This window comes from Flavobacterium weaverense, assembly GCF_003688495.1.
GTDB classification, from domain to species: domain Bacteria; phylum Bacteroidota; class Bacteroidia; order Flavobacteriales; family Flavobacteriaceae; genus Flavobacterium; species Flavobacterium weaverense.
This window is the reverse complement of sequence record NZ_REFH01000008.1, coordinates 374,783-397,374: the sequence shown is the minus strand read 5'-3', so window position 1 is coordinate 397,374 and position 22,592 is coordinate 374,783. Positions and strand designations below refer to the sequence as shown.

Below are 22,592 nucleotides of genomic sequence, written 5' to 3'. Positions count from 1 at the left end.
AGCGGGGATATAGTGGACAGCTGGAAATAGCTCCTAAAAATTAGATTGATTTGCTCGTCGCAATACCTAAATACTTGCTTTGAATTGCTCTAAGAAACGAAGGTCGTTTTCATAGAACATACGGATATCGCCAATCTGGTATAGTAACATCGCAATTCTTTCGATTCCCATTCCAAAAGCAAAACCATTGTATTCATCAGGATTGATTCCACAGTTTTTAAGAACATTAGGATCAACCATTCCGCAACCCATGATTTCTAACCAACCTGTTCCTTTTGTGATTCTATAATCAGTTTCTGTTTTAAGACCCCAATATATATCAACCTCAGCACTTGGCTCCGTAAAAGGGAAGTAAGATGGACGTAGACGGATTTTTGATTTACCGAACATTTCTTTAGTGAAGTATAAAAGTGTTTGCTTTAAATCAGCGAATGAAACATCCTTATCGATATACAAACCTTCTACTTGGTGGAAAATGCAATGGGAACGAGAAGAAACGGCTTCATTACGGAAAACTCTTCCCGGAGAAATCGTTCTAATAGGCGGCTTGTTGTTTTCCATATAACGCACTTGTACTGATGAAGTGTGCGTGCGAAGTAAAATATCTGGATTTGTTTGTATAAAAAAAGTATCCTGCATATCGCGTGCCGGATGGTATTCTGGCAAATTTAAAGCCGTGAAATTATGCCAATCATCTTCGATTTCTGGACCTTCAGAAACATTAAAACCAATGTTCGAAAATATATCTATGATTTGGTTTTTCACTAATGAAATGGGGTGACGAGAACCAATAATAGTTGGCTCAGCAGAACGAGTTAAATCGCCATAAAACCCTTTACTTTCCTCTTTACTTTCTAAAGATTCTTGTATGGCTTTTACTTTATCTTCGGCAGAAGTTTTAAGCAAATTAATAACTTGTCCAAACTCTTTTTTCTGGTCGTTAGGAACATTCTTAAATTCAGCAAAAAGCTCTTTTAAAAGTCCTTTACTTCCTAAGAATTTAATACGGAATGCTTCTAATTCCGCTATGTTCTGCGTTGAGAAAGCTTGAGCTTCACCAATATATTCTTTTATCTTGTCTATCATTTTCATTCCATAATTGAGAGTGCAAAAATAAGTAATTTGTTCTAAGTTTGCCCTTTAATATTCCTAGTTTTTAAAGCAAATGTGAAATTGCAAGTCGCTATTCAATAATCGTTAGCTAATTACTTCTCTTTCTAGAAAGTAATTCACAATTGCTTCTTTCATCAAAACAGATTGCTCACCCGCTTTTAATGGAGGTAACTCCTCTTTCACTTTGTAATGTGGCCAACCTTCTTCATCAAAAAATTCAAATTCGTAAAAACCGTAAGGTTCTAACAATCTACAAATAGCGATGTGCATCAGGTTTAGCTTTTCATCTTTTTTATATTCTCTATGGACTTTCCCTAATTCTTGTACTCCTATCAAGTATATAATTGCATCTAAGTCTAAGTCTTCTCCTTGTGAAAATTGATCAGAAAGTATATTTACAAGCTGTTCCCAGCGTTCTTTAAGTTGTGTGTCTCTTGACATTTTAAATTTTGATTGTAGAATAACATTTTTTCACTTTTAAAAGCATCAATAAGAGATACTTTACTACTGTGGTTATTCCAATTGTTTTTGCAAAGATAAGAAGTTGAAAATTGGCAATTGATATGGATCTATTCTTTTATATTTGCGATCTCTATTATTTATATTACTACGATGGGATTTTTAGATATTATTTTGTGTGCGGCGCTAATTTTTGCTTTCTATAAAGGTGTTGTAAACGGACTCTTTGTCGAACTAGCTTCGTTAATTTCACTAATTTTAGGTATCTATTTTGCAGTTAAGTTTTCTTCTTTCGTGAAAGAATTTCTAATGGGATTTGTAAAATGGAATCCTAATACAATTCAAATTGTTGCTTTTGCATTGACTTTTATTGTGGTAGTTATCGCCATAAACATTTTAGGAAAATTTTTAACTGGAATAGCTAATTTTGCCTTTCTAGGTTGGTTAAATAAATTGGGTGGCGGATTTTTTAGAGTCTTAAAAACTATTCTAATTGTGAGTATTCTTTTTTCACTTTTCGAAAAAATAAATTACAATAATTATTTAGCTAAAAAAGAAACACTTGACAATTCTATCTTTTATAATCCAATCCAAAAAATAGCTGGTTACGTTTTCCCTTCGATAAAGAAAGGATATGAAGAAATAAAGAAGAAAGTTTAGGTAGAAAATATTAAACCTTAAAGCTTATGAAAGGCTACAAGCTTTATTAAAAATTTACACATATTACTTCACTTCCTTTATAGCACTACTTTCTATCCAACCTTCAGTTCCATCTGTGAGTAGGATTTTTTTCCACTTACCAATAACTTCCTCAACATACACTTTTGTCCCTTCATGAAGTAAAAACAATGACTTTCCACCGTCTCGTGGTTCACTTTTTACATTCGCCATTTCGGCAAAAACAATTGCAGGTTTCTCAGTATCGAAATATCTTTTTTCAAAAATGGCTGATGAAGCGGTAATTAACAGCACTAAAATGGCAATAAACATTCCCACGAAAAAAGCTCTTTTCCAAACAGTAATCTCTAAAAAATAATACCCAATGAAAAATAATAAAAATAGTGTTGCCAGCCCTACAGTCGCCCATCCCCAGGTATTATAATTATAGATTCCAGTGAAATCGCGAACTAATTTGGCAAAACCTACTTTAGGAATAACTTTTATTTCATCGATGGTTTTTTTATGAGCAAATTTCAAGTTATTCAAACTCTCTTGGTCCTTAGGATTCAGCACTAAAGCCTTTTCATAATAGTAGATAGAAGGTGCTACTTTATTTAATTTGTAATATGTATTCGCCAAGTTAAAATAAAGTTCTGCCGAATGTTGATTACTATTCAATACGCTTTCATAAGCAACTGCAGCTTCAGAGTAATTTCCTTTTGCATAAAGCGCATTCCCTTTCTCAAAGCCACTTTGAGCAAAGAAAATTTGGGTTGAAAGCAAGAATAAATATAGTATATTTTTCATTTTATATTGTATTTGCCATTAAGGCACTAAATCTCAAAGTTTTTAATTATTCATCTAAAAACAAATTGCAAAAATTTGAGCTCTACGTCAAAAGCTTTACTTCAACTTTGTTTTAATTCTCTTTAAGAAATCTGTTTTTCTAATTCAGATATTATGAAAACTGCCTTATCAAAATCCTGTTGAATCGTTACACTCGAGGAAGGTGCATAGCGCGCTATTTCACAATTTTCGGTTAATGCAATGAATTCAATCACCGTTTCTTCGCTTGCATTGCGCGATAATAGCAGCTCTTGAATATTATTTTTACTCATTTCTGAAGTTTCAATATTCAACTTAGCTTTCAAGAAATTATGCATTGCTTTCTCCAAGGCGATATAAAACAGTTCTTTGTTTTTAATTTGTTTCTTAGCTTCTGACAAATATTTTTTAGCTAATCTATTATTCATTCGAATTCTATTTCCACTAATATCTCCCGCCAATGCTTCACGCTTATTTTTAAATAAGATAAGTAAAGGCAAAAGTAAAAACGGAATAAATAACAATACATAAAACAAGTTAGAACCTAAGAAATCTTTTTTGTTAATTTCATTCAATTCAGTTTTCAGTTTTATAGGTCTGAAATGATCTACAATAGCATTTTTATTCTTATTCCCATCTGCTCTTGTAGTGTCTACAGGTGTTGGTCCCTCTAGAACATTAACCATAATTTCTGGAGAACTGATCGTTTTATAAGTTCGAGAATCCAAATCAAAATAAGAAAATTGCAATGGCTTGATAGGATAATTCCCTTTGTATTGCGGAATAATGGTGTAACTATCTATAGTTTTACCGTTCATCCCTGAAAGCGGTGTACTAATATCTTCACTATGCACCGGATCATACATTTCTAAGGCATTTGGCACCTCTGGCTTTGGTAAACTAAATAATTTTAAATTCCCTTTTCCAGTAACGCTTACAATTAAGTCTAGACTTTCACCATTTTTTAAATTATTCTTCGAAGGAGTTACCTTAAAATCAAATTTACCAACGGCACCACTAAAATTATCTGGCTTACCAATTTCAGGAAGTGGTTTTACGTTTATAGTTTTACTTCCAGCAGAAACGCGCTTACTTGTTTCAGTGAGTAACATTCGACCAAACATATCCCTACGATTAGAAGGCAATTGAACATCAATTTCTAGCGAAAGTGGTTCGATTTTAAGTTTTCCAGATTTTTGTGGATACAAGACTACTTTCTTCAATACGATGTAGCGGTAATTTTGTCCCTTAAAAATTCCTTCTTCAGCAACAAGTTGTTTTATTTCAATATTTTGACTCCAGAAATCATTGTATTTTGGTTTATTTAATTCTCTAAAGTTTGAGATTCCAATATTTGCGAAATAAAGTTTGTATACGACTGTAGTTGGTTCGTTTACATATAAATTATCTTTAGAAACATCAGCTACAAGATATAAATTATCATCAGCTGCAATTTGAGAATCGTTTGGATCTCGTGGTTGTTCTTGAGCTGCAGTTACGTTTATTTTTATGGGAGCTGTTCTATAGATTTGCCCATTGTATTCAATAGCCGCTGATTTAATAACTATAGTTCCTTTTTGATTTGGAAGTAAAAAATAGGAATATGCTTTCTCAAATGAACTTCTACCATTCACCCATGATTGGCTGACTTGCTGACTAGGACCCGCAATGATTCTAAAGCCTTCAAAAGAAGGTTGCGCGAAATTATCACCATCAACATTCATCATAAAATCCACGCGTAGTCTTTCATTCAAGGCGAGCGTAGTTTTACTAACACGAGCTTCAAATTGAACTTGAGCGCTGATTAAACCGCACATTAAAAAGACAATCGCTACAAAATATTTCTTCATTTTTAAATTATGAGATTGCACTACCAATCTTTTTCTGTTTTAACCGGTTTTCCTTGTACTTTTTGAGCGTTCACTTTATCTTGAACTTTCTTCTCCTCTTTATTTACTGCATTCAGTAAATTCTCTAAACGCTCTTTTGAAATTCCACCAGGTTGTGGTTTTGGATCTCCTTTTTCATCTTGTTTTGGATCATTTTTCTGTTTATCCTGATCTCCTTTATCATCTTTTTTATCCTTGTCTTTATCTTTCTCTTTTTTATCTTTTTCTCCGTCCTTTTTGTCGTCCTTCTTATCTTTATCCTTTTTATCGTCTTTTTTCTTGTCATCCTTTGGAGGATTATCTTTCAACATTTTTTTGGCTAAAGCGTAATTGTAACGTGACTCTTCATCAGTAGGATCATTTCTTAAAGCATTTTTATAAGCCTCCACTGCTTGTGTATAATCCTTCTCATTCATAAAAACATTTCCTAGATTATGAAAAGCTCGATGTTTTTCAGCTCTTGTTTTTGAATTTTTTAGCGCTTTCGCGTAAGCAAATTTTGCTTCAGATGATTGCTTTTGTTTATAAATTGTATTTCCAAGATTATAAGGCGCAGTTGCTTTATTAGGGAATTTTGAATCTGAAATTCTGTAATCCGCTTCTGCATCTGCAAATTTACTTTCCGCGTATTCCTTATTTGCTTTAGGTAAAATTCTATCCTTCTTTTGTGCATACAATCCGGCAGTTGCCGTAAAAGCAAACATCAAAAAAGTCATTATTACACTATTTAATCTTTTCATTTATTTTTTATTTATGCCTAAAAGAAAATTGAAATCTTTTAGAAATAATTATTTATTCTCGTTAAATAAATCTAATTTCTTAACCCATTTTGTTTTTTTCTCCAATAGAAAAACATCAACAAATAGTAGCAAAAAAGCAAAACCTAAAAACCACTGAAACTGCGATTGAAAATCAGCCATTTCTGTAGATTCAAATTCGGTTTTTTGAATTTTATCCAAAGTAGCTTTGATGTATTCCAGAACTTCTTTAGTGTTATTTCCGTTGATATAGCCGCCTTTAGTCGCTTTTGCAATAGCTTCTAAACTTTCTCTATTCATTTTAGTAATCACCACTTCGTTGTTGTTGTCCTTCTGAAAACTTTCTACAACGCCATTTCTTTTCAAAGGAATTGTAGCGCCTTTTTCTGTTCCAATACTAATTGTGATGATTTTTAATCCAGCTTTATTTGCTTCCTCTGCAGCAGCTTGTGCATCTTCGGAATGATCTTCACCATCTGAAATTAAAATTAATAATTTGCTGGTTTTACTTTTTTGGTCAAAATAGGTTATTCCTAATCGAATTGCATCATCCAGAGATGTTCCTTGTGAAGAAACCATTTCAGTATTCATGCTTTGCAAAAACATTTTAGCAACACCGTAATCTGTAGTAATTGGTAAAAGCGGGAAAGCACTACCTGCATACGCAACTATACCTATCCTGTCATTCCCTAACTGGTTTATAATTTGTGAAACAATTTGTTTACTCTTATCTAATCTATTTGGCGCAACGTCTTCGGCGAGCATACTTTTAGACACATCCATTGCAAAAACAATGTCAATTCCTTCACGCTTTACGGTTTCCATTTTAGTACCAATCTTTGGGTTTACTAAGGCAATAATTAGCCCAAGAAAAGCAAGTACTAATACTACTAATTTTAAAACAGGTTTAAAAACAGAGCTTTCTGGACTCAGTTTTTTCACCATTTCTAAATCTCCAAAATCACGCTGTTTTTTTCTCTTCCAATATAAATTTGCAAGAAATACTAACACTATAAGCGGAAGTATAATCAAGAGATATAAATATTTTTTTTCGTCTAATTCCATATTCTTTAACCACAATGGTCACAAAGTTTTTTCACAAAGTGCACCAAATTAATGTGTATTTATAAAGTTCCATTAATTACTCTTCTAACACCATTCTTTAATAAACTGACATTAAAGTTGATCAATAATCCTAATTTACAATTTGATAATTTTAAATAAGTCAATAACTGAGCTAAATGAACATCTGTCAGCGCCTCGACTGATTTTATTTCAACAATAAATTTATCTTCAATAATAATATCAATTCTATAACCAACATCTAATCTAACTTCTTGATAAACCAGCGGTAATTGTTTTTGTTTTTCAACTTTTAAATCGTACTTCCTAAGTTCGTAAAACAAACACTCCTCGTAGGCACTTTCTAATAAGCCAGGGCCTAAAACTTTATGAATTTTTAAAGCACTTTCAAAAACAATTTTGGAAATTTCGTTTTCATCCATCTTTATAATTTGTTTTAAACTTAGTGACCACAGTGCCTTCGTAGTGCACATTGTGTTTAAATTTTATATAAAACTCCTGAAAACAGTTTTTCTCAATCCAATTTCCGCTAATAATAGAAAACCTGCTATCCATACAAAAGCTCTATACTTTTCATCGTAATCATAGAATTTTAGTTCTTCGATTTCAGTGGTTTCTAGTTTATTGATAGCGGCATAAATCTCAGCTAACTTGGTATTACTCGTTGCCCTAAAGTATTTACCATCAGTTTTAGCGGCAATGTTTTTCATTAATTGTTCGTCAATTTCTACTTTCATATTCTGAAATAAAAATTGGCCGTTTGGTGAGATTGCGTACGGAGACATTGCCATTCCGTTTGTTCCAATACCAATTGTGTATACCTTAATTCCGTATTGCTTAGCGATATCCGCAGCGGTTTCCGGCTCAATAAACCCGGCATTATTTACTCCGTCTGTCAATAGAATAATGACTTTACTTTTTGCTTTACTATCTTTCAATCGATTGACAGCAGTAGCTAATCCCATTCCTATTCCAGTTCCGTCTTGCAGAACATTATCATATTTAATAGTTTTTATGGCCTCTAGAATAATTGGCTTGTCACTTGTAACTGGCGTTTTAGTATATGCTTCAGAAGCATAAATAACTAAACCGATTCTATCATTAGGTCTTTCATCAACAAAATCAGCTGCAACCTTTTTAAGTGCTTCTAATCGGTTGGGCTTTAAATCTTTTGCTAACATACTTCCAGAAACGTCAATCGCCATAACAATATCAATACCTTTTGTGGTCTTGGTTCTATTACTTACATCAACGGTTCTAGGTCGTGCCATTGCGATAATCAAACAACATAATGCTACGATGCGGAATACATTTAAAAGTGGTTTCAACTTTGTTAACGTAGATTCTGATCCTTTAAATCCCTGTAACGAACTCATTTTCAAAGTTGCTGATTGCTGATTTTTTTTCCAAAACAACCAAAAAACTGCAACTGGAATCAGAAGAAATAGCCAAAAAAATCCTGGGTTTAAAAAAGTTATTTTATCCATTATTTTGTTGCTTGTTTTAATTCAACAGAGTTCAAAACTCTTTCTGATATTTCGTCACCGTATTTATCTCCTTCTTCATGCAACAATAAAAGTTGTTGTAATCCGCCTTCTTGACTAAACAGTAGAGCCTCATAGTATATTTTAGAACTTGATTTTGTCAATGCATCCATTTGCGAAAAAGTACCGTACGCCTTTACTCCTTTTACCCCTTCTTTTGTTTCAAATTCTTCTTGCTTCACAATCATGTTTTGAGCACCTTGTGATTCAAGTGACTGCAAAACACCATCCATTGATTTAGTTAAATCGATTTCTGTTTCTTGTTTGAATTTTAAAGTTGAAACCATTAGATAAAACTGATCTAAAACACTTCCATAAGCAAAAGATTGCATCTCTTTGATTAATGCCATACCATCTTTAGGCAAGGTTTTAGTCAAGTCAACCCTCTTTAACACCTTCGGAGTTTCTATTACTATTCCTGGATTTCCATATTCACTTTTGATCCATTCGCCTTCTAATAATTCTTTTGTTGGATGACCTAAAATATTATCTTTTACGTAATCAAAACCTTTAGTAATAATGAAAAATGTGGTCACAGCAAACAATATGAAAGCTACTGAAGCTACAGCAGTTACAATTCGTTTTTTACGCTGCTTCTCTAGTTGAATTTGTATCTGTTTTTGTCTTTGGGCTTCATTTAACAACATATCCTCATCAGCTTCCACTTCAACTGGAATCGAATTATCTAGTGTTAAAATCACCTTCTGAATTTTATTTCTATCCTCTGTAATTTCGAAATCCAATGGTTTTGATTTGGCAAACTTTACTAAATCTGCTTGTTTTAAAACGCGCTCCAGATTTTCTATGATTTCTTGTGAAAGCGTCATTTTCTTTTTGACAGAAGCGGCTCTAAGACCTTGAATTAACTCCGATGTAGTACTTTCCATTGCTGGAATTTCTATTGCTTCTTCGATATAATTTCGAGCAATATCTGTCAATTCACTATAATAGGCTTTGACTTCTCCTTTTTGCCATAATTCTTTTTTCTCCAAAGTATCTAGCAATGTAGTTGCTTTCTCTATTGGTGTTTTTATGATCGCTGCTTGTAATTTTTTCTCCTGACGTTTTTTAATTAACCAATAAATCAACGCTCCAATTCCAATTAGTAAAGCAATAACCAAAACATACTTCCACCAGTTCCCAATAGGATTTTCAGCAGGAGCAATATCTTTAATGTCAAACATTTTCTGTTTTAAAGTATCGACTTTCACATTAGCCACTTCAACTAAAAGCGAATCCGTCATAAACGGCTTGCTATTAATAAAAATCTTAATACTTGGAACAACAAAACGACCCGAATCAAATTGAGTCAGTCCGTATTTTTTTATAAGTTCGTACTTATTATCTACTTTAACGGTGTCAATAGGATACGAACGAATTACCTCTAAAGCGCCAACGTTTTTTAAATTTGGAAAAATAACTTTAGACGACGCATCAACAGTTGTTTTTATCGACAGTTTAAATTCGGCACCAATTTTATTTTTAAGTGTATCTATACTTGTAACCACTTGTTTTTGTTGTGCAAAAACAGCTGTGGAAAGCAGTAGAAGTAGTATGTGTAATTGTTTTTTCATTTTGTATTATTGCAAGCTTCTGATTTAAAATCCTTACCTCGATTTAAAATAACTTAATAATTTCGTCACGTAGCTTTCGTCAACTCTTGTGTTTACAACTCCTGACCCTGATTTGCTAAATGTTTCTTTGAAATAGTTTAATTTATCATGATACAATTTTTCGTAATTCATTCGCACGCTTTTCGAACCTGTATTAACTAATTGAATTTCTCCAGTTTCAGCGTCAAGCATCGAGACCATTCCTAAATCTGGCATTTTTTCTTCACGAATGTCATACACCCGAATTCCAGTTATATCATGTTTCTTAGCCGCAATTTTTAATGTGTGTTCATAATCTTCAGACATGAAATCTGAGATCATAAATACAATTGCTTTCTTTTTCTGAGTTCCAGATAAAAATTTTAGCGCTTGTGCGATGTCCGTTTTATGACTTTTAGGCTTAAATTCGATTAACTCCCTGATAATTCTTAAAACATGTGACCGTCCTTTTTTTGGGGGAATATACAACTCGATCAGATCTGAAAATAAAATCAAACCTATTTTATCGTTGTTTTGAGTTGCTGAAAATGCCATAGTTGCAGCAATTTCAGTAACGATATCTTTTTTGAATTGGTTTTTAGAACCAAAACTTTCAGAACCTGAAATATCAACCATTAACATCATGGTTAATTCACGCTCTTCTTCAAAAACTTTTACGTGGGCTTCATTATATCGTGCCGTTACATTCCAATCAATCGCACGAATATCATCTCCGTATTGATATTGACGCACTTCACTGAAGGTCATTCCGCGTCCTTTAAAAGAAGTATGGTATTCCCCAGAAAAGATGTGATCGCTCAATCTTCGGGTTTTAATTTCTATTTTTCGTACTTTTTTTAAAAGCTCTTTTGTATCCATTTTATTAGTAATTAGTAAGTAGTGCATAGTGAATAGTAACCAACCGAGGCTAATTACTAATCACTCATTACTAGTGACTTTATGGTACTTCTACTTCGTTTACGATTTTGTTAATGATATCTACTGAGGTTATGTTTTCAGCTTCAGCTTCATAAGTGATTCCAATTCTGTGACGCAATACATCATGAACAACAGCACGAACATCCTCAGGGATTACATAACCACGACGCTTGATAAATGCATAGCATTTTGCGGCTGTAGCCAAGTTAATACTTCCACGCGGTGATGCTCCAAAACTGATTAATGGTTTTAATTCAGCTAATTTATATTGCTCTGGATAACGAGTTGCAAAAACAATATCCAGAATATATTTTTCTATTTTTTCATCCATATATACTTCACGAACTGCTTCTTGCGCTCGTAAAATTTGCTCTACTGAAACAACTGGATTTACCTTTTCATAACTTCCTTTTAAATTTTGACGAATTACTAAACGCTCGTCTTCCATTTTTGGATAGTCAATAACTGTTTTCAACATGAAACGATCGACTTGCGCTTCTGGCAACTGATAGGTTCCTTCTTGCTCCACTGGATTTTGAGTAGCTAAAACAAGAAATGGACGGTCCAACTTAAAAGTTGTGTCGCCAATAGTTACTTGTTTTTCCTGCATCGCCTCTAATAATGCCGATTGCACTTTAGCAGGCGCACGGTTAATCTCATCGGCAAGAACGAAATTTGCAAAAATTGGTCCTTTTTTAATCGAAAATTCGTTTGACTTAATGTTATAGATCATTGTTCCCACAACATCCGCCGGGAGTAAATCTGGAGTAAACTGGATTCTACTGAATGAACCTTGAATCGCTTGCGAAAGTGTATTAATTGCTAATGTCTTTGCTAAACCAGGAACTCCCTCTAATAAAATATGTCCTTGGCCTAAAAGTCCGATCAATAAACGCTCCACCATGTGCTTTTGGCCAACAATGACTTTGTTCATTTCCATCGTGAGAAGGTCTATAAAAGCACTTTCTCTTTCAATTTTTTCATTGATTGCTCTAATGTCTAAAGTAGCCGTATTTTGTTCCATTTTATTATTTTTAAAACCTTGAATTTAATGCCTGTATTTTGAAGGTGCAAATTGAATTTTTTTTTAGAGGTAAGATGTTAACAAATGGTTAAAACTTCAATAAATACCTTAATTTTAAGGATGAATTATGATACAATTTTTATATTTTTAAGAACTTTGAAAAATAAACTTTGAATTAGAGAATTTACGTATTCATCAAAAAATAAAGACAATGAGTAAAACAAATTTATCACCTGTAATAGCTGGTGTCATGAATTGGGGAATTTGGGATAAAAAACTCAATACCAAAGAAATGGAGAACATGATTCATGTGTGCTTAGAAAATAAAATAACCACATTTGATCATGCTGACACTTATGGTGACTACACCACAGAATCAGATTTTGGAAAAGCGCTTGCTTCAAGTAAAATTGCGAGAGAAAAAATGCAACTTATTTCTAAATGTGGAGTTCAATTAGTGACTGAAAGTCGTCAAAATACAATTAGACATTATGAGTTCTCAAAAGAGTATATCATTTCATCCGCTGAAAATTCATTAAAAAACTTACAGACTGATTATTTAGATGTTCTTTTATTACACCGACCAAGTCCTTTGATGGAAGCAGATGAAATTGCTGAAGCAGTTTTAAAATTGAAAGCTGATGGGAAGATTATCGATTTTGGTCTTGCAAGTTTTACTTCCTCTCAAACAGAGTTAATTCGCCAGAAAACGGAAGTTAGTTACAATCAAGTGCAATTTTCAGCAACAAATTTCAAGCCTATGGTCGATGGTAGTTTTGATTATATGCAAATGAATAATATTCGTCCCCTTTCAGGAAATCCATTAGGTTCTGTATTTAGAGAAGACAACTCACAGACAAGAAGATTGAAAAAATTACTGGTTTCATTAATGGAGAAATACCATTTAGGTTCCGATTCTATTTTGATTGCTTGGATTTTACAACATCCTGCTAAAATCATTCCTATTGCTGGAACAGTAAATGTGGCTCGTATTCAATCATTGAAAAAAGCAGTGGAATTAAAATTAGATAAAGAAGATTGGTTTGCTATCTGGACCGCAAGTATGGGCGAAGATGTAGCTTAGATTTTTTCTATGAAAAACTTACGTTTTATTATTCCCGTTTGCGTGAGGGATTGCAGTGGAGCTCTTTTATAATTTGTTCTCGTTTTTGAACGAGAGCAAATTATAAAAAGCGGGAATGGAAAGCCCGACCCGAAGTTGCGAGGAGGAACGACGAAGTAATCTTAAGGGTCACGCCCAAATAATTATCATGAGAAATTGCACTAAAAAAATAAATAAATGAGCAAAATAGCATTAGTTACTGGAGCCACCAGCGGAATTGGAAAAGCAACAGCACAAATATTAGCAAAAAATAATTACAAAATTATTCTTTGTGGCCGTAGAGAAGATCGCTTACTGGATTTGAAAAATGAACTTTCAGCTTTTACAGATGTTTATACTTTGTCCTTTGATGTAAGAGATAAAAAAGCTGTTTTTGAAAGCATTAATTCCTTACCAGAGGAATTTTCTAAAATTGATGTTTTGATTAACAATGCTGGAAACGCACATGGTTTAGATTCGATTCAAAATGGAAATTTAGACGATTGGGATGCAATGATTGATATCAATGTGAAAGGACTTCTATACGTTTCAAAAGCGATAATTCCGAGAATGATTGAACAAAAATCAGGTCACATTATCAATATTGGATCTATAGCTGGGAAAGAAGTTTATCCAAATGGAAACGTTTATTGTGCCAGTAAACATGCTGTAGATGCATTAAACCAAGCCATGAGAATTGACTTAAATCCTTTCGGGATTCGTGTTGGAGGAATTCATCCAGGAGCTGTTGAAACGGAGTTTAGCGAAGTGCGTTTTAAAGGAGATTCAGAGCGCGCTGCCAATGTTTACAAAGGTTTTGAGCCATTACGTGCGGAAGATATCGCTGACATTATTCACTTTGTAGTTTCTCGACCTTATCATGTTAATATTGCAGATTTGATTGTACTTCCTACCGCTCAAGCATCGGCGACAGTGATGAATAAATCATAATAGTAGTTAAAACAAAATTTAATGATCAACAAACGCATTCTTATTAAAAATCTTCTCGCGCATAATGACGAGAGTAGTTTTTTTGATAAAAAGCGTCAGTTAAATTTGCATTCGCAAGAAGGAAAAGCTAAGTTTTTAAAACATATTTGCGCTTTATCTAACTCAAATCCTGAAAATAATTCTTATATAATTGTTGGTGTTGAAGATCAGGACAACACAATTGTAGGTGACGATTTTTTTGATGATAGCCGAATTCAGAATTTAGTAAATGCATATCTAGAAAACCCTCCAAAAATACAATACGAGAATATCCCTTTTCCTAATTTACCAAAGGATAAAGTGATTGGACTAGTAACTGTAAAACCTAAGAGCAGTCCTTCACATTTTAAAAAAGGAATTTACACCATTCCAATTAATAGCACCTACATTCGACAAGGCAGTAATACCATGCCTTATGCTGGTGCAATTGAAAAAAATTATCTAAATAAAGAAACGGTACTTGGTATTGAAAATAATTCTAGAAATTCGATTGAATATACGCTTGACGGCGTAATTGATTTCTTAAACTTTCGGCATAAAGACATGTCGCCAAAATATAAAGTATTTAAAGAGTTATTTGTAATTTGCTGGGCAGGAATCCCGAAGAAATCACGTGAAAAAACGTATTTGTCTCGTGTAGATATCGAATTAATAAACGAACAAATTAAGTTATTTTACTCTGATCAAGATGTTGTTGAAATAACTTATGATGAGGATAGTTTCACCATTGTCGAATATGTTTCTCTTGGATTAAATGACAAAACAAGTTATTATCCTTTAGAAAAACAGACGATTTGCTTTCAAGATAATGGATATTATAAAATTGATAGAAAAATGCTTTTTGAACCACCTAAGTTTAATAGAAGGATGTTATTCCATATCTATAATTCGAATATCGCTTTGCTTCACAAATTAGAAAAAGGTCATTCGTTAACTAATAGAGAACAGAAAGATTTAGAAAACTTACCTTCTACATTTATGATTTGCTATCTCAATGGTTTTGAAGATGCTAAACAAAAACTCATTGATGCAAAAGCTTTATTAAAACCTTTTGTTTCCGTTTATTTATCCTTTAAAGACTCTTTGAGGATTTTGAGAAAAATGAAGTATGATGTACAATAAGCACTAAGATAAAATTATTCTTGGTATTAATTTAAAATCTTAAAATAAGCTTACTACTTCTTTAAAAATTTGGCAAACAATTTTAGCTAGGAATAATGATAACGACAAAAGTGTATTCATTTTGATGACTGTTTAATTATTTATTGTAAAAATAAACTTAAATTTTCACAAAACCAATCCCTAAATTTAATGATATTTTTGATTTTATTTAAAATCAAGATTTGTTATAGCTAAATCTAAAAAACAAATCAAAAAGGCTCTGTTTCACCACTCTTTTACTTATTTTTATAAATTAAAAAATAACGAACTCTTATCTCGCTATTTTACAATACTAAGAAAACAATTTACATGAGAACACTTGTTATAGGCGATATTCATGGTGGTTTGCGAGCGCTACACCAAATTATGGAGAGAGCCAAAGTTACTACTAAAGACACCCTAATTTTTTTAGGAGATTATGTTGATGGCTGGAGCCAATCTCCTCAAGTCATCGATTATCTTATCGATTTACAAGAAAAGCAGAATTGTATATGCATCCGTGGTAATCACGACGATTTATTATTAGAATGGCTTGATGAAAACAAAGACAATTTACTCTGGTATAAACACGGTGGAGAAGCAACTGTAACCGCATATGAATCTGTCAGTTTAGAAACTAAGAAAAAACATATCGAGTTCCTAAAAGCACTTCAGAATTATCACTTAGATGATAAACACCGTTTATATGTACACGCCGGATTCACTAATGTAAATGGAGTCCATTATGAATATTTTCCAGGTCAGTTTTACTGGGATAGAACCTTATGGGAAACTGCTTTATCATTTGACACAAGAATGCAACGTGATGATCTTTTTTATCCAAAGCGTTTTACTTTATACCACGAAGTTTTTATTGGACATACTCCGGTTACTAGAATTGGAGAAACAACTCCAGTGCAAAAAGCAAATATTTGGAACGTAGACACAGGTGCTGCATTTAAGGGTCCACTAACAATTATGGATGTTGATACAAAGGAATTTTGGCAAAGTGAACCTTTGAATCAATTATATTTTGACGAGAAAGGAAGAAATTAGATTTATTGAACTAATTTTACTGCAAATTAAAAAACAAAGAGAATGAAAAAGATTATTACATTAGCATTATTATTCACTATTGGATTAACTAATGCTCAAGCTTTTAAAGGAGCTGGAGATACGAAACTGAACATTGGAATGACGGTTCAAAATGGTGGTACTGGAATTTTAGTATCTAGTGACTACGGACTGGGAGAAAATTTCTCTATTGGTGCTCTTGCCTCTTACTTACTTTCAGGAAGTGGTATTTCAGCAGTTTCTAGTGACTATCGTTTAGATGTAAAAGCTAGATTTAATGCTAATTTAGGAAATGTATTAAATGTTTCTCCAAAATTTGATGTGTATCCTGGTTTAAATTTAGGTTTAAAAAACTTTGGTGGTCATGTAGGTGCAAAATATTTCTTTTCAGAAGGATTTGGTGTTTTTACTGAATTTTCAACACCTTTTGCAAAATATGATAAAGATGCAATATCAAAATACAATAATGGATCATCATTCAATATTGGCGCTTCATTTAATTTGTAGTTTTTTTTACTTATAAATTTTACAAAGTTCTAAAGATAAATAAAGGCAATTTGAAATATTCAAATTGCCTTTATTGGTACTTTTATTTTTGATTACAAATCAAATTTGATTCCTTGTGCTAATGGCAATTGAGTTCCATAATTGATTGTATTTGTTTGTCTTCTCATATAGGCTTTCCAAGCATCTGATCCTGACTCACGGCCACCACCAGTTTCCTTTTCCCCTCCAAAAGCACCACCAATCTCTGCTCCTGAAGTTCCGATATTTACATTTGCAATTCCGCAATCAGATCCTGATTGAGAAAGGAACAATTCCATTTCTCTCATACTGTTTGTAAAAATAGAAGAAGAAAGTCCTTGTGGAACTCCATTTTGCATTGCAATAGCTTCTTCAATCGTGCTGTATTTCATTACGTATAAGATTGGTGCAAAAGTTTCTGTTTGAACAATATCAAAATGATTTGCAGCTTCAATTATACATGGTCTTACGTAACAACCACTTTCATATCCTTCACCTTCTACTAATCCACCTTCAACAATAATTTTTCCACCTTCTTTTTTAGCAGCTTCGATAGCTTCTAAATAATCTTTCACAGCTCCTTTGTCAATAAGTGGACCTACGTGATTATTCTCGTCTAGTGGATTTCCTATTTGCAATTGACTGTAAGCATTTTTCAAAACACTAATCGTCTTGTCATACACACTTTCGTGAATAATTAAACGTCTTGTTGATGTACAACGTTGTCCCGCAGTTCCTACTGCTCCAAAAACAGCTCCAACTAATACCATACTAATATCAGCATGTTCTGAAACTATAATTGCATTATTTCCTCCTAGTTCTAGAATGGTATTTCCAAAACGTTCCGCAACTGTTTTTGAAACGTGACGACCAATTCTAGTTGATCCTGTAAATGAAACTAAAGAAATTCTTTTGTCATTATTGATTAAATCTCCTGACTCATTTCCAGTTACTAAACAACTAACTCCTTCTGGTACGTTGTTTCTTTTAAGAACTGTTTTGATTATATTCTGGCAAGCAATACCACATAAAGGTACTTTTGAACTTGGTTTCCAAATAGCAACGTCACCACAAACCCATGCAATCATTGCGTTCCAACTCCATACTGCAACTGGAAAGTTAAAAGCAGAAATAATTCCAACTGTTCCTATTGGGTGGTATTGCTCATACATTCTGTGTAAAGGTCTTTCAGAGTGCATTGTTAATCCGTAAAGTTGACGTGATAATCCAACTGCAAAATCACAGATATCAATCATTTCTTGAACTTCACCATATCCTTCTTGAAGACTTTTTCCCATCTCATAAGAAACAAGTTTTCCAAGAGGTTCTTTAAATTTTCTTAATTCATCACCCATCTGACGAACGATATCACCTCTTTTAGGAGCTGGAATCATACGCCATTCATGAAAAGCTTCTGATGCTTTTTCCATCGCTTTTTCATAATCTTCTTTTGAAGAAGTTTTCACTTTTCCAATTAAAGCGCCATCTGCTGGCGAATAACTTTCGATGATTTTTCCGTTGGCAAAATTAGATTCACCTGTAGATGTTCCTTCATTTATGGCTTCAATCCCTAATTGCTTAAGGGCTTCTTTGATTCCGAATTGATCTGCTATTGTTATCATTGTAACTTTTTTATTAAAAATTGTTATATTTCTATACAAACATACCGATTATACCTCAAATAATAACACATATTGTTTTTATTTTGCTCATAAATCCCTAAAAATGTAGTTATATAAATTTTGGATCAACATCCATTATTGTTCCACATTTAGCACAAGTTCTCAAGTCCTCAGAGCCGTAAAAACGTTTGAAATGTGGCAGGAAATCTTTTTCAATATCGTGTAATTCAAAATAAACTTCGTGCAATTTATGATTACAGTTATCGCAAAACCAAAGCAGTCCATCTGTATAGCCAAGACCTGCTCTTTTCCTTTCTATTACGAGTCCGATTGAACCCTTAGACCGGACTGGCGAATGTGGTGTTTTAGCAGGATGCAAATACATATCACCTGCATGGAGTTCCATTTCCCTTTTTTCCCCATTATCCTGAACTATCACTTTTATCGAGCCTTCAAGCTGATAGAAAAGCTCTTCGGTTTCATTGTAGTGATAGTCTTTCCTTGCATTAGGACCTGCAACTACCATTATAATATAATCTCCAGATTCTGTGTACAAATTTTTATTACCAACAGGTGGTTTAAGTAAATCACGATTTTCCTCGATCCATTTATTAAGATTGAAAGGTTTTGCTATTGCCATTTTTTTTGTTTTAAACGTAAAGTTATGAAATAATAAATATTACTTTTTCTCTTTAATTAAATAAATATAAACTGGAAAGTGGTCACTGTAACCTATTTCAGTATTGGAATGTCTCAAAGGATATCCCTTATATTGCCCACTATTTTGAATCAAAAAAGACTTGTTATAAATTCCTGCTTTCCAATATTGAAACGTGGAATAATCTGTTTTTATTAAAGATTCTGATACTATGATTTGGTCAAAAACATCCCATGCATCGCGATATGCGATAGTTCCCATACCACTTTTAGCCATTTCCTCAAAGGGATTGAAAACTCCAAATTCCTTCACTTCAGATTTTTTTGCTTTGGCGCCAAGCGCAATTTTAACACTTTTGTTGTACGGACCATCATTCATATCGCCCATCGTAATCACTTTTGCATTAGGATTTATTCTTTGTAGTGAATCGATAATTCTCCTATTTAATGCTCCTGCTGCTTCTCTAAAAGGGCTTGATTTTTTTTCACCGCCAGATCTCGATGGCCAGTGATTTACAATAATATTTATTTCTTCACCATCTAGAAACCCAGTAACTAATAATTGATCACGAGTATAAACTCGATAATTCTTAGTACTTACTTGCATTTCATCATCAGAACCTTCGTCACTTATAAGTTTAGAATTTTCCGTATTGGAATTTCCCTTCTTATAAATATACAGTGGAATATTACTGAAACTTGTAGGCTGAAATTTATTTTTTTGATACAACAATGCTACATCAATTCCTCTTTTGTCTGGCGAATCAAAATGAATTATACCGTAATCTTTCTCGATTAATTTGGGTTGTTTTATTAGATCTTCGAGAACCCCTCTATTTTCTATTTCGCAACCACCAATAAATGTTGGTGAATCTGTATTTTCTCCAGATCCTATCTCCGCTAAAACTCTTGCAAGATTGCTCAATTTTTTTTGATACTTATTAACCGTCCACCGCTGCAAGCCATTTGGCGTCCATTCTTCATCAAAAGTATCTGGATCATCTACTGTATCAAATAGATTTTCGAAATTATAAAAAGCAACAGTATGGATAATATATTTTTTAGGTTGTCCAAAGCTATTTGGAACCATAAAAAACAAAAGAATAACTATAGCAATACCGTGCGTAATTTTCATAAGCAATTTTTATTTCAGCTCCGTAAATTTATTGAATCTTGGATGTGTACTTGTAAAAATAGTCATTTCGATTTGTAACTTAAAATTATTCTGTAATTCGCTATCTTTGTTTTTGATGTCCCTTAAAACACAATGTCTCAATTTATAATTATAAGCAATTCTGTATGCTAAGAAATAAAAGTCAGTTAAAAAGCCATTTTACCATTTTACACTTAATACTCTTCATCACGTTAACATTACAATCTTTCAACATACAAGCTCAAAAACATATGATTACACCAGCACATCTAAAAAAAGGGGACACCGTAGCAATTTTGGCAACAGCCAGAAAAAATCTTGATGACAATTTAAAACCTGCGATTGATTTATTAAAAAGCTGGGGACTTAATGTAGTTATTGGCAGCACAATAGGTTTAGATAACAATCAATTAGCGGGAACAGATGAGCAGCGTGCAGAGGATTTTCAACAGCAAATGGACGATCCAAAGATCAAAATGATTTGGTGTGTAAAAGGAGGTTATGGTACGGTTCGAATAATTGACTTATTAGATTTCACAAAGTTCAAGCAAAATCCCAAATGGTTAGTTGGGTTCAGTGATGTTACCGCTTTACATAATCATTTAAATACTATGGGTTTTAAATCAATTCATGGAATAATGCCAGTAACAGTGGCCAGAGCGACACCGCAAGCTGTTGAAACATTACGAATTGCATTGTTTGGCGGAAAATTAAAATACGAAGTGGAACCTTTTAAAATGAATCGCATAGGTAAAGCTCAAGGGGAATTAGTCGGAGGTAATCTATCTATTTTATATAGCCTTTTTGGTTCACCTTCAGCAATCGATTGTTCAGATAAAATCTTGTTTATTGAAGATTTAGATGAGTACTTGTATCATATCGACCGAATGATGATGAATTTAAGACGAAACGGTTGTCTAGAAAGCATAAAAGGAATTCTTGTGGGTTCGATGACAAAGATGAAGGACAACGACATTCCGTGGGGAAAAAATGCCATTGAAATTATTGATGATGTCACTAAAAAATATAACATTCCTGTGATGTACAATTTTCCAGCAGGTCATATTCAAGATAACAGAGCGTTAATTTTAGGAAATAAAGTTAGAATCGATGTTAATGATACGATGAGCACTGTGATTTTTGAATAAAAGTCCTCCCCCAACCCCCTCCGAAGGAAGAGGGGAATAATTTGCATTCTTTTATAAATAATAACTTTAATAGGAATAATTTACTTCACAATCTGAAAAAGGAATTTAAAGTCGAAGATTGATAATAAAAACTGAAATTTTCAAACTAAAATGAATGGCTGAACATAACGAACTTGGTAAATTAGGGGAAGAAATGGCAGTCGATTTTCTTAGGAAAGAAGGTTATACTATTTTAGAAACAAATTGGACTTTTCAAAAAGCAGAAATTGATATAATTGCTCGTAAAGAAGAAACCCTTGCTATTATTGAGGTGAAAACTCGTTCCTCATTAGAGTTTGGATTACCACAAGATTTCGTCAACCCAAAAAAAATACAGCTATTAGTAAAAGCCGTTGACGCATTTGTCAATGAAAGAAGTATCGATCAAAACGTACGTTTTGACATCATCGCTATACATAAAGAAGGCAAGTCTTTTGTGATTGAGCATCTTATCGACGCATTTTACCATTTTTGATAGTGTTATATTTGTAACAAATTGTTTTTTTATTTACATTTGCATCTTGCTTCGATTCGAATCACAATTATTCTTGTATTAAATTTAAAAATCAGTTCCTTATGAAAACGGTATCTTCAATTGTAGAAAATTATATTAAAACAAAGCCATTTTTATTGAATGCTTTATCTTTAGGTATAATCAATTTGACTTCATTGTCAAGAAATATAATGACTGAACTAGAGAGTGATTTTGGAAAAGAAGTAAAACAAGGCGCAGTAGTAATGGCTTTAAAGCGACTTACTGAAGAACTTGACTTTCGATTAAATCATAAGATTAACAAAGTCATAAAGAACATTGGTGAAATTACAGTTCGATCTTCTTTAACAGATTACACTTTTGCTGCTTCAGATACTGTTCTAAATAAACAAGCGGATTTAATCACAGACATTAACGCACTTCCTGATATTTTCTACACTTCGTCAAGAGGCGTAAATGAGACAAACATTGTAGTAAGTAATAGCATTAATCACTTAGTTGACAAGCATTTTGCCAACGAAAAGTTGATTCAAAAATTAGATAATCTAGCTTCAATAACCGTTAAATTACCTAAAGAAAATATTGTTGTACCTGGAATCTATTATTTTATTTTCCAACGTTTAGCTTGGGAAGGAATTATAATTAATGAAGTTATTTCAACTTCGAATGAATTTACAATTCTAGTAAGTGAGGAACAAGTGGATGTTGCCTTTAAGGTAATTAAGGATTTGAAGAATTAATATTATTTAATATTTAAGGCTTC

The 22,592-nt window shown here is 32.9% G+C and carries 23 protein-coding genes; 9 read left to right on the top strand and 14 right to left on the bottom strand.

What is annotated here, in order from left to right:
- Positions 1–66: 66 nt before the first annotated feature.
- Together pheS and BC961_RS05355 are read right to left on the bottom strand one after the other, a co-directional pair.
- Positions 67–1,086, bottom strand: a complete 1,020-nt coding sequence (gene pheS, locus BC961_RS05360) for a phenylalanine--tRNA ligase subunit alpha (protein WP_121924829.1) — start codon at positions 1,084–1,086, stop codon at positions 67–69.
- A 111-nt stretch (positions 1,087–1,197) separates the two neighbouring features.
- Positions 1,198–1,554, bottom strand: coding sequence for a hypothetical protein (locus BC961_RS05355; RefSeq protein WP_121924828.1), 357 nt, complete (start codon positions 1,552–1,554; stop codon positions 1,198–1,200).
- A gap of 171 nt (positions 1,555–1,725) precedes the next feature.
- On the opposite strand from BC961_RS05355, the gene BC961_RS05350 reads away from it, so the two are divergent.
- Positions 1,726–2,232: a CvpA family protein gene (locus BC961_RS05350; protein ID WP_121924827.1), complete on the top strand. Its 507-nt coding sequence runs from the start codon at positions 1,726–1,728 to the stop codon at positions 2,230–2,232.
- Positions 2,233–2,295: 63 nt separating this feature from the next.
- Here BC961_RS05350 and BC961_RS05345 read toward each other — a convergent pair whose 3' ends face one another.
- From BC961_RS05345 to BC961_RS05305, 9 genes are all read right to left on the bottom strand, one after another.
- Complete coding sequence (locus tag BC961_RS05345; protein ID WP_121924826.1) at positions 2,296–3,039, bottom strand: tetratricopeptide repeat protein; 744 nt, start codon at positions 3,037–3,039, stop codon at positions 2,296–2,298.
- Positions 3,040–3,161: 122 nt separating this feature from the next.
- The gene (locus BC961_RS05340) at positions 3,162–4,907 is read right to left on the bottom strand and encodes a BatD family protein (RefSeq protein ID WP_121924825.1); all 1,746 of its coding nucleotides are present in this window, start codon (positions 4,905–4,907) and stop codon (positions 3,162–3,164) included.
- Positions 4,908–4,927: 20 nt separating this feature from the next.
- On the bottom strand, positions 4,928–5,686 hold the full coding sequence (locus tag BC961_RS05335) for a tetratricopeptide repeat protein (protein ID WP_170151288.1): 759 nt from the start codon (positions 5,684–5,686) through the stop codon (positions 4,928–4,930).
- Positions 5,687–5,734: 48 nt separating this feature from the next.
- On the bottom strand, positions 5,735–6,769 hold the full coding sequence (locus tag BC961_RS05330) for a VWA domain-containing protein (RefSeq protein ID WP_121924824.1): 1,035 nt from the start codon (positions 6,767–6,769) through the stop codon (positions 5,735–5,737).
- Positions 6,770–6,828: 59 nt separating this feature from the next.
- Entirely contained in the window at positions 6,829–7,209 is a 381-nt protein-coding gene (locus BC961_RS05325; RefSeq protein WP_121924823.1) for a GxxExxY protein, read from the bottom strand.
- 63 nt (positions 7,210–7,272) lie between these two features.
- A complete protein-coding gene (locus BC961_RS05320) occupies positions 7,273–8,274 on the bottom strand; it encodes a vWA domain-containing protein (protein ID WP_121924822.1) in 1,002 nt (333 codons plus the stop codon).
- Positions 8,274–9,905, bottom strand: a complete 1,632-nt coding sequence (locus BC961_RS05315) for a hypothetical protein (protein ID WP_121924821.1) — start codon at positions 9,903–9,905, stop codon at positions 8,274–8,276. The genes BC961_RS05320 and BC961_RS05315 overlap by 1 nt, the downstream gene beginning before the upstream one ends.
- A gap of 33 nt (positions 9,906–9,938) precedes the next feature.
- Entirely contained in the window at positions 9,939–10,802 is an 864-nt protein-coding gene (locus BC961_RS05310; RefSeq protein WP_121925099.1) for a DUF58 domain-containing protein, read from the bottom strand.
- Positions 10,803–10,881: 79 nt separating this feature from the next.
- Complete coding sequence (locus BC961_RS05305; RefSeq protein WP_121924820.1) at positions 10,882–11,886, bottom strand: AAA family ATPase; 1,005 nt, start codon at positions 11,884–11,886, stop codon at positions 10,882–10,884.
- A 211-nt stretch (positions 11,887–12,097) separates the two neighbouring features.
- On the opposite strand from BC961_RS05305, the gene BC961_RS05300 reads away from it, so the two are divergent.
- From BC961_RS05300 to BC961_RS05280, 5 genes are all read left to right on the top strand, one after another.
- Entirely contained in the window at positions 12,098–12,970 is an 873-nt protein-coding gene (locus tag BC961_RS05300; RefSeq protein WP_121924819.1) for an aldo/keto reductase, read from the top strand.
- Between the two features lie 216 nt (positions 12,971–13,186).
- Entirely contained in the window at positions 13,187–13,939 is a 753-nt protein-coding gene (locus tag BC961_RS05295) for an SDR family NAD(P)-dependent oxidoreductase (protein ID WP_121924818.1), read from the top strand.
- Between the two features lie 21 nt (positions 13,940–13,960).
- Entirely contained in the window at positions 13,961–15,100 is a 1,140-nt protein-coding gene (locus tag BC961_RS05290) for an ATP-binding protein (RefSeq protein WP_121924817.1), read from the top strand.
- Positions 15,101–15,448: 348 nt separating this feature from the next.
- Positions 15,449–16,174, top strand: a complete 726-nt coding sequence (locus BC961_RS05285) for a metallophosphoesterase family protein (protein WP_121924816.1) — start codon at positions 15,449–15,451, stop codon at positions 16,172–16,174.
- Between the two features lie 42 nt (positions 16,175–16,216).
- On the top strand, positions 16,217–16,699 hold the full coding sequence (locus BC961_RS05280) for a DUF6646 family protein (protein WP_121924815.1): 483 nt from the start codon (positions 16,217–16,219) through the stop codon (positions 16,697–16,699).
- A gap of 92 nt (positions 16,700–16,791) precedes the next feature.
- On the opposite strand, the gene amaB is transcribed toward BC961_RS05280, so the two are convergent.
- The 3 genes from amaB to BC961_RS05265 form a co-directional block, all read right to left on the bottom strand.
- Positions 16,792–18,339, bottom strand: a complete 1,548-nt coding sequence (gene amaB, locus BC961_RS05275; protein WP_121924814.1) for an L-piperidine-6-carboxylate dehydrogenase — start codon at positions 18,337–18,339, stop codon at positions 16,792–16,794.
- Between the two features lie 109 nt (positions 18,340–18,448).
- On the bottom strand, positions 18,449–18,979 hold the full coding sequence (locus BC961_RS05270; protein WP_121924813.1) for a 3-hydroxyanthranilate 3,4-dioxygenase: 531 nt from the start codon (positions 18,977–18,979) through the stop codon (positions 18,449–18,451).
- 39 nt (positions 18,980–19,018) lie between these two features.
- Complete coding sequence (locus tag BC961_RS05265) at positions 19,019–20,131, bottom strand: endonuclease/exonuclease/phosphatase family protein (RefSeq protein WP_121924812.1); 1,113 nt, start codon at positions 20,129–20,131, stop codon at positions 19,019–19,021.
- A gap of 269 nt (positions 20,132–20,400) precedes the next feature.
- Between BC961_RS05265 and BC961_RS05260 the strand changes: the two genes are divergently transcribed.
- The 3 genes from BC961_RS05260 (at position 20,401) to BC961_RS05250 (ending at position 22,569) form a co-directional block, all read left to right on the top strand.
- Positions 20,401–21,297 carry a S66 peptidase family protein gene (locus BC961_RS05260; protein ID WP_121924811.1) on the top strand — a complete coding sequence of 299 codons (897 nt, stop codon included), beginning with the start codon at positions 20,401–20,403 and terminating at the stop codon, positions 21,295–21,297.
- 154 nt (positions 21,298–21,451) lie between these two features.
- On the top strand, positions 21,452–21,811 hold the full coding sequence (locus BC961_RS05255) for a YraN family protein (RefSeq protein ID WP_121924810.1): 360 nt from the start codon (positions 21,452–21,454) through the stop codon (positions 21,809–21,811).
- A 101-nt stretch (positions 21,812–21,912) separates the two neighbouring features.
- Positions 21,913–22,569 (top strand): aspartate kinase, encoded by a 657-nt coding sequence (locus BC961_RS05250; protein ID WP_121924809.1) that lies wholly within the window; start codon positions 21,913–21,915, stop codon positions 22,567–22,569.
- The last annotated feature ends 23 nt before the right edge of the window (positions 22,570–22,592 follow it).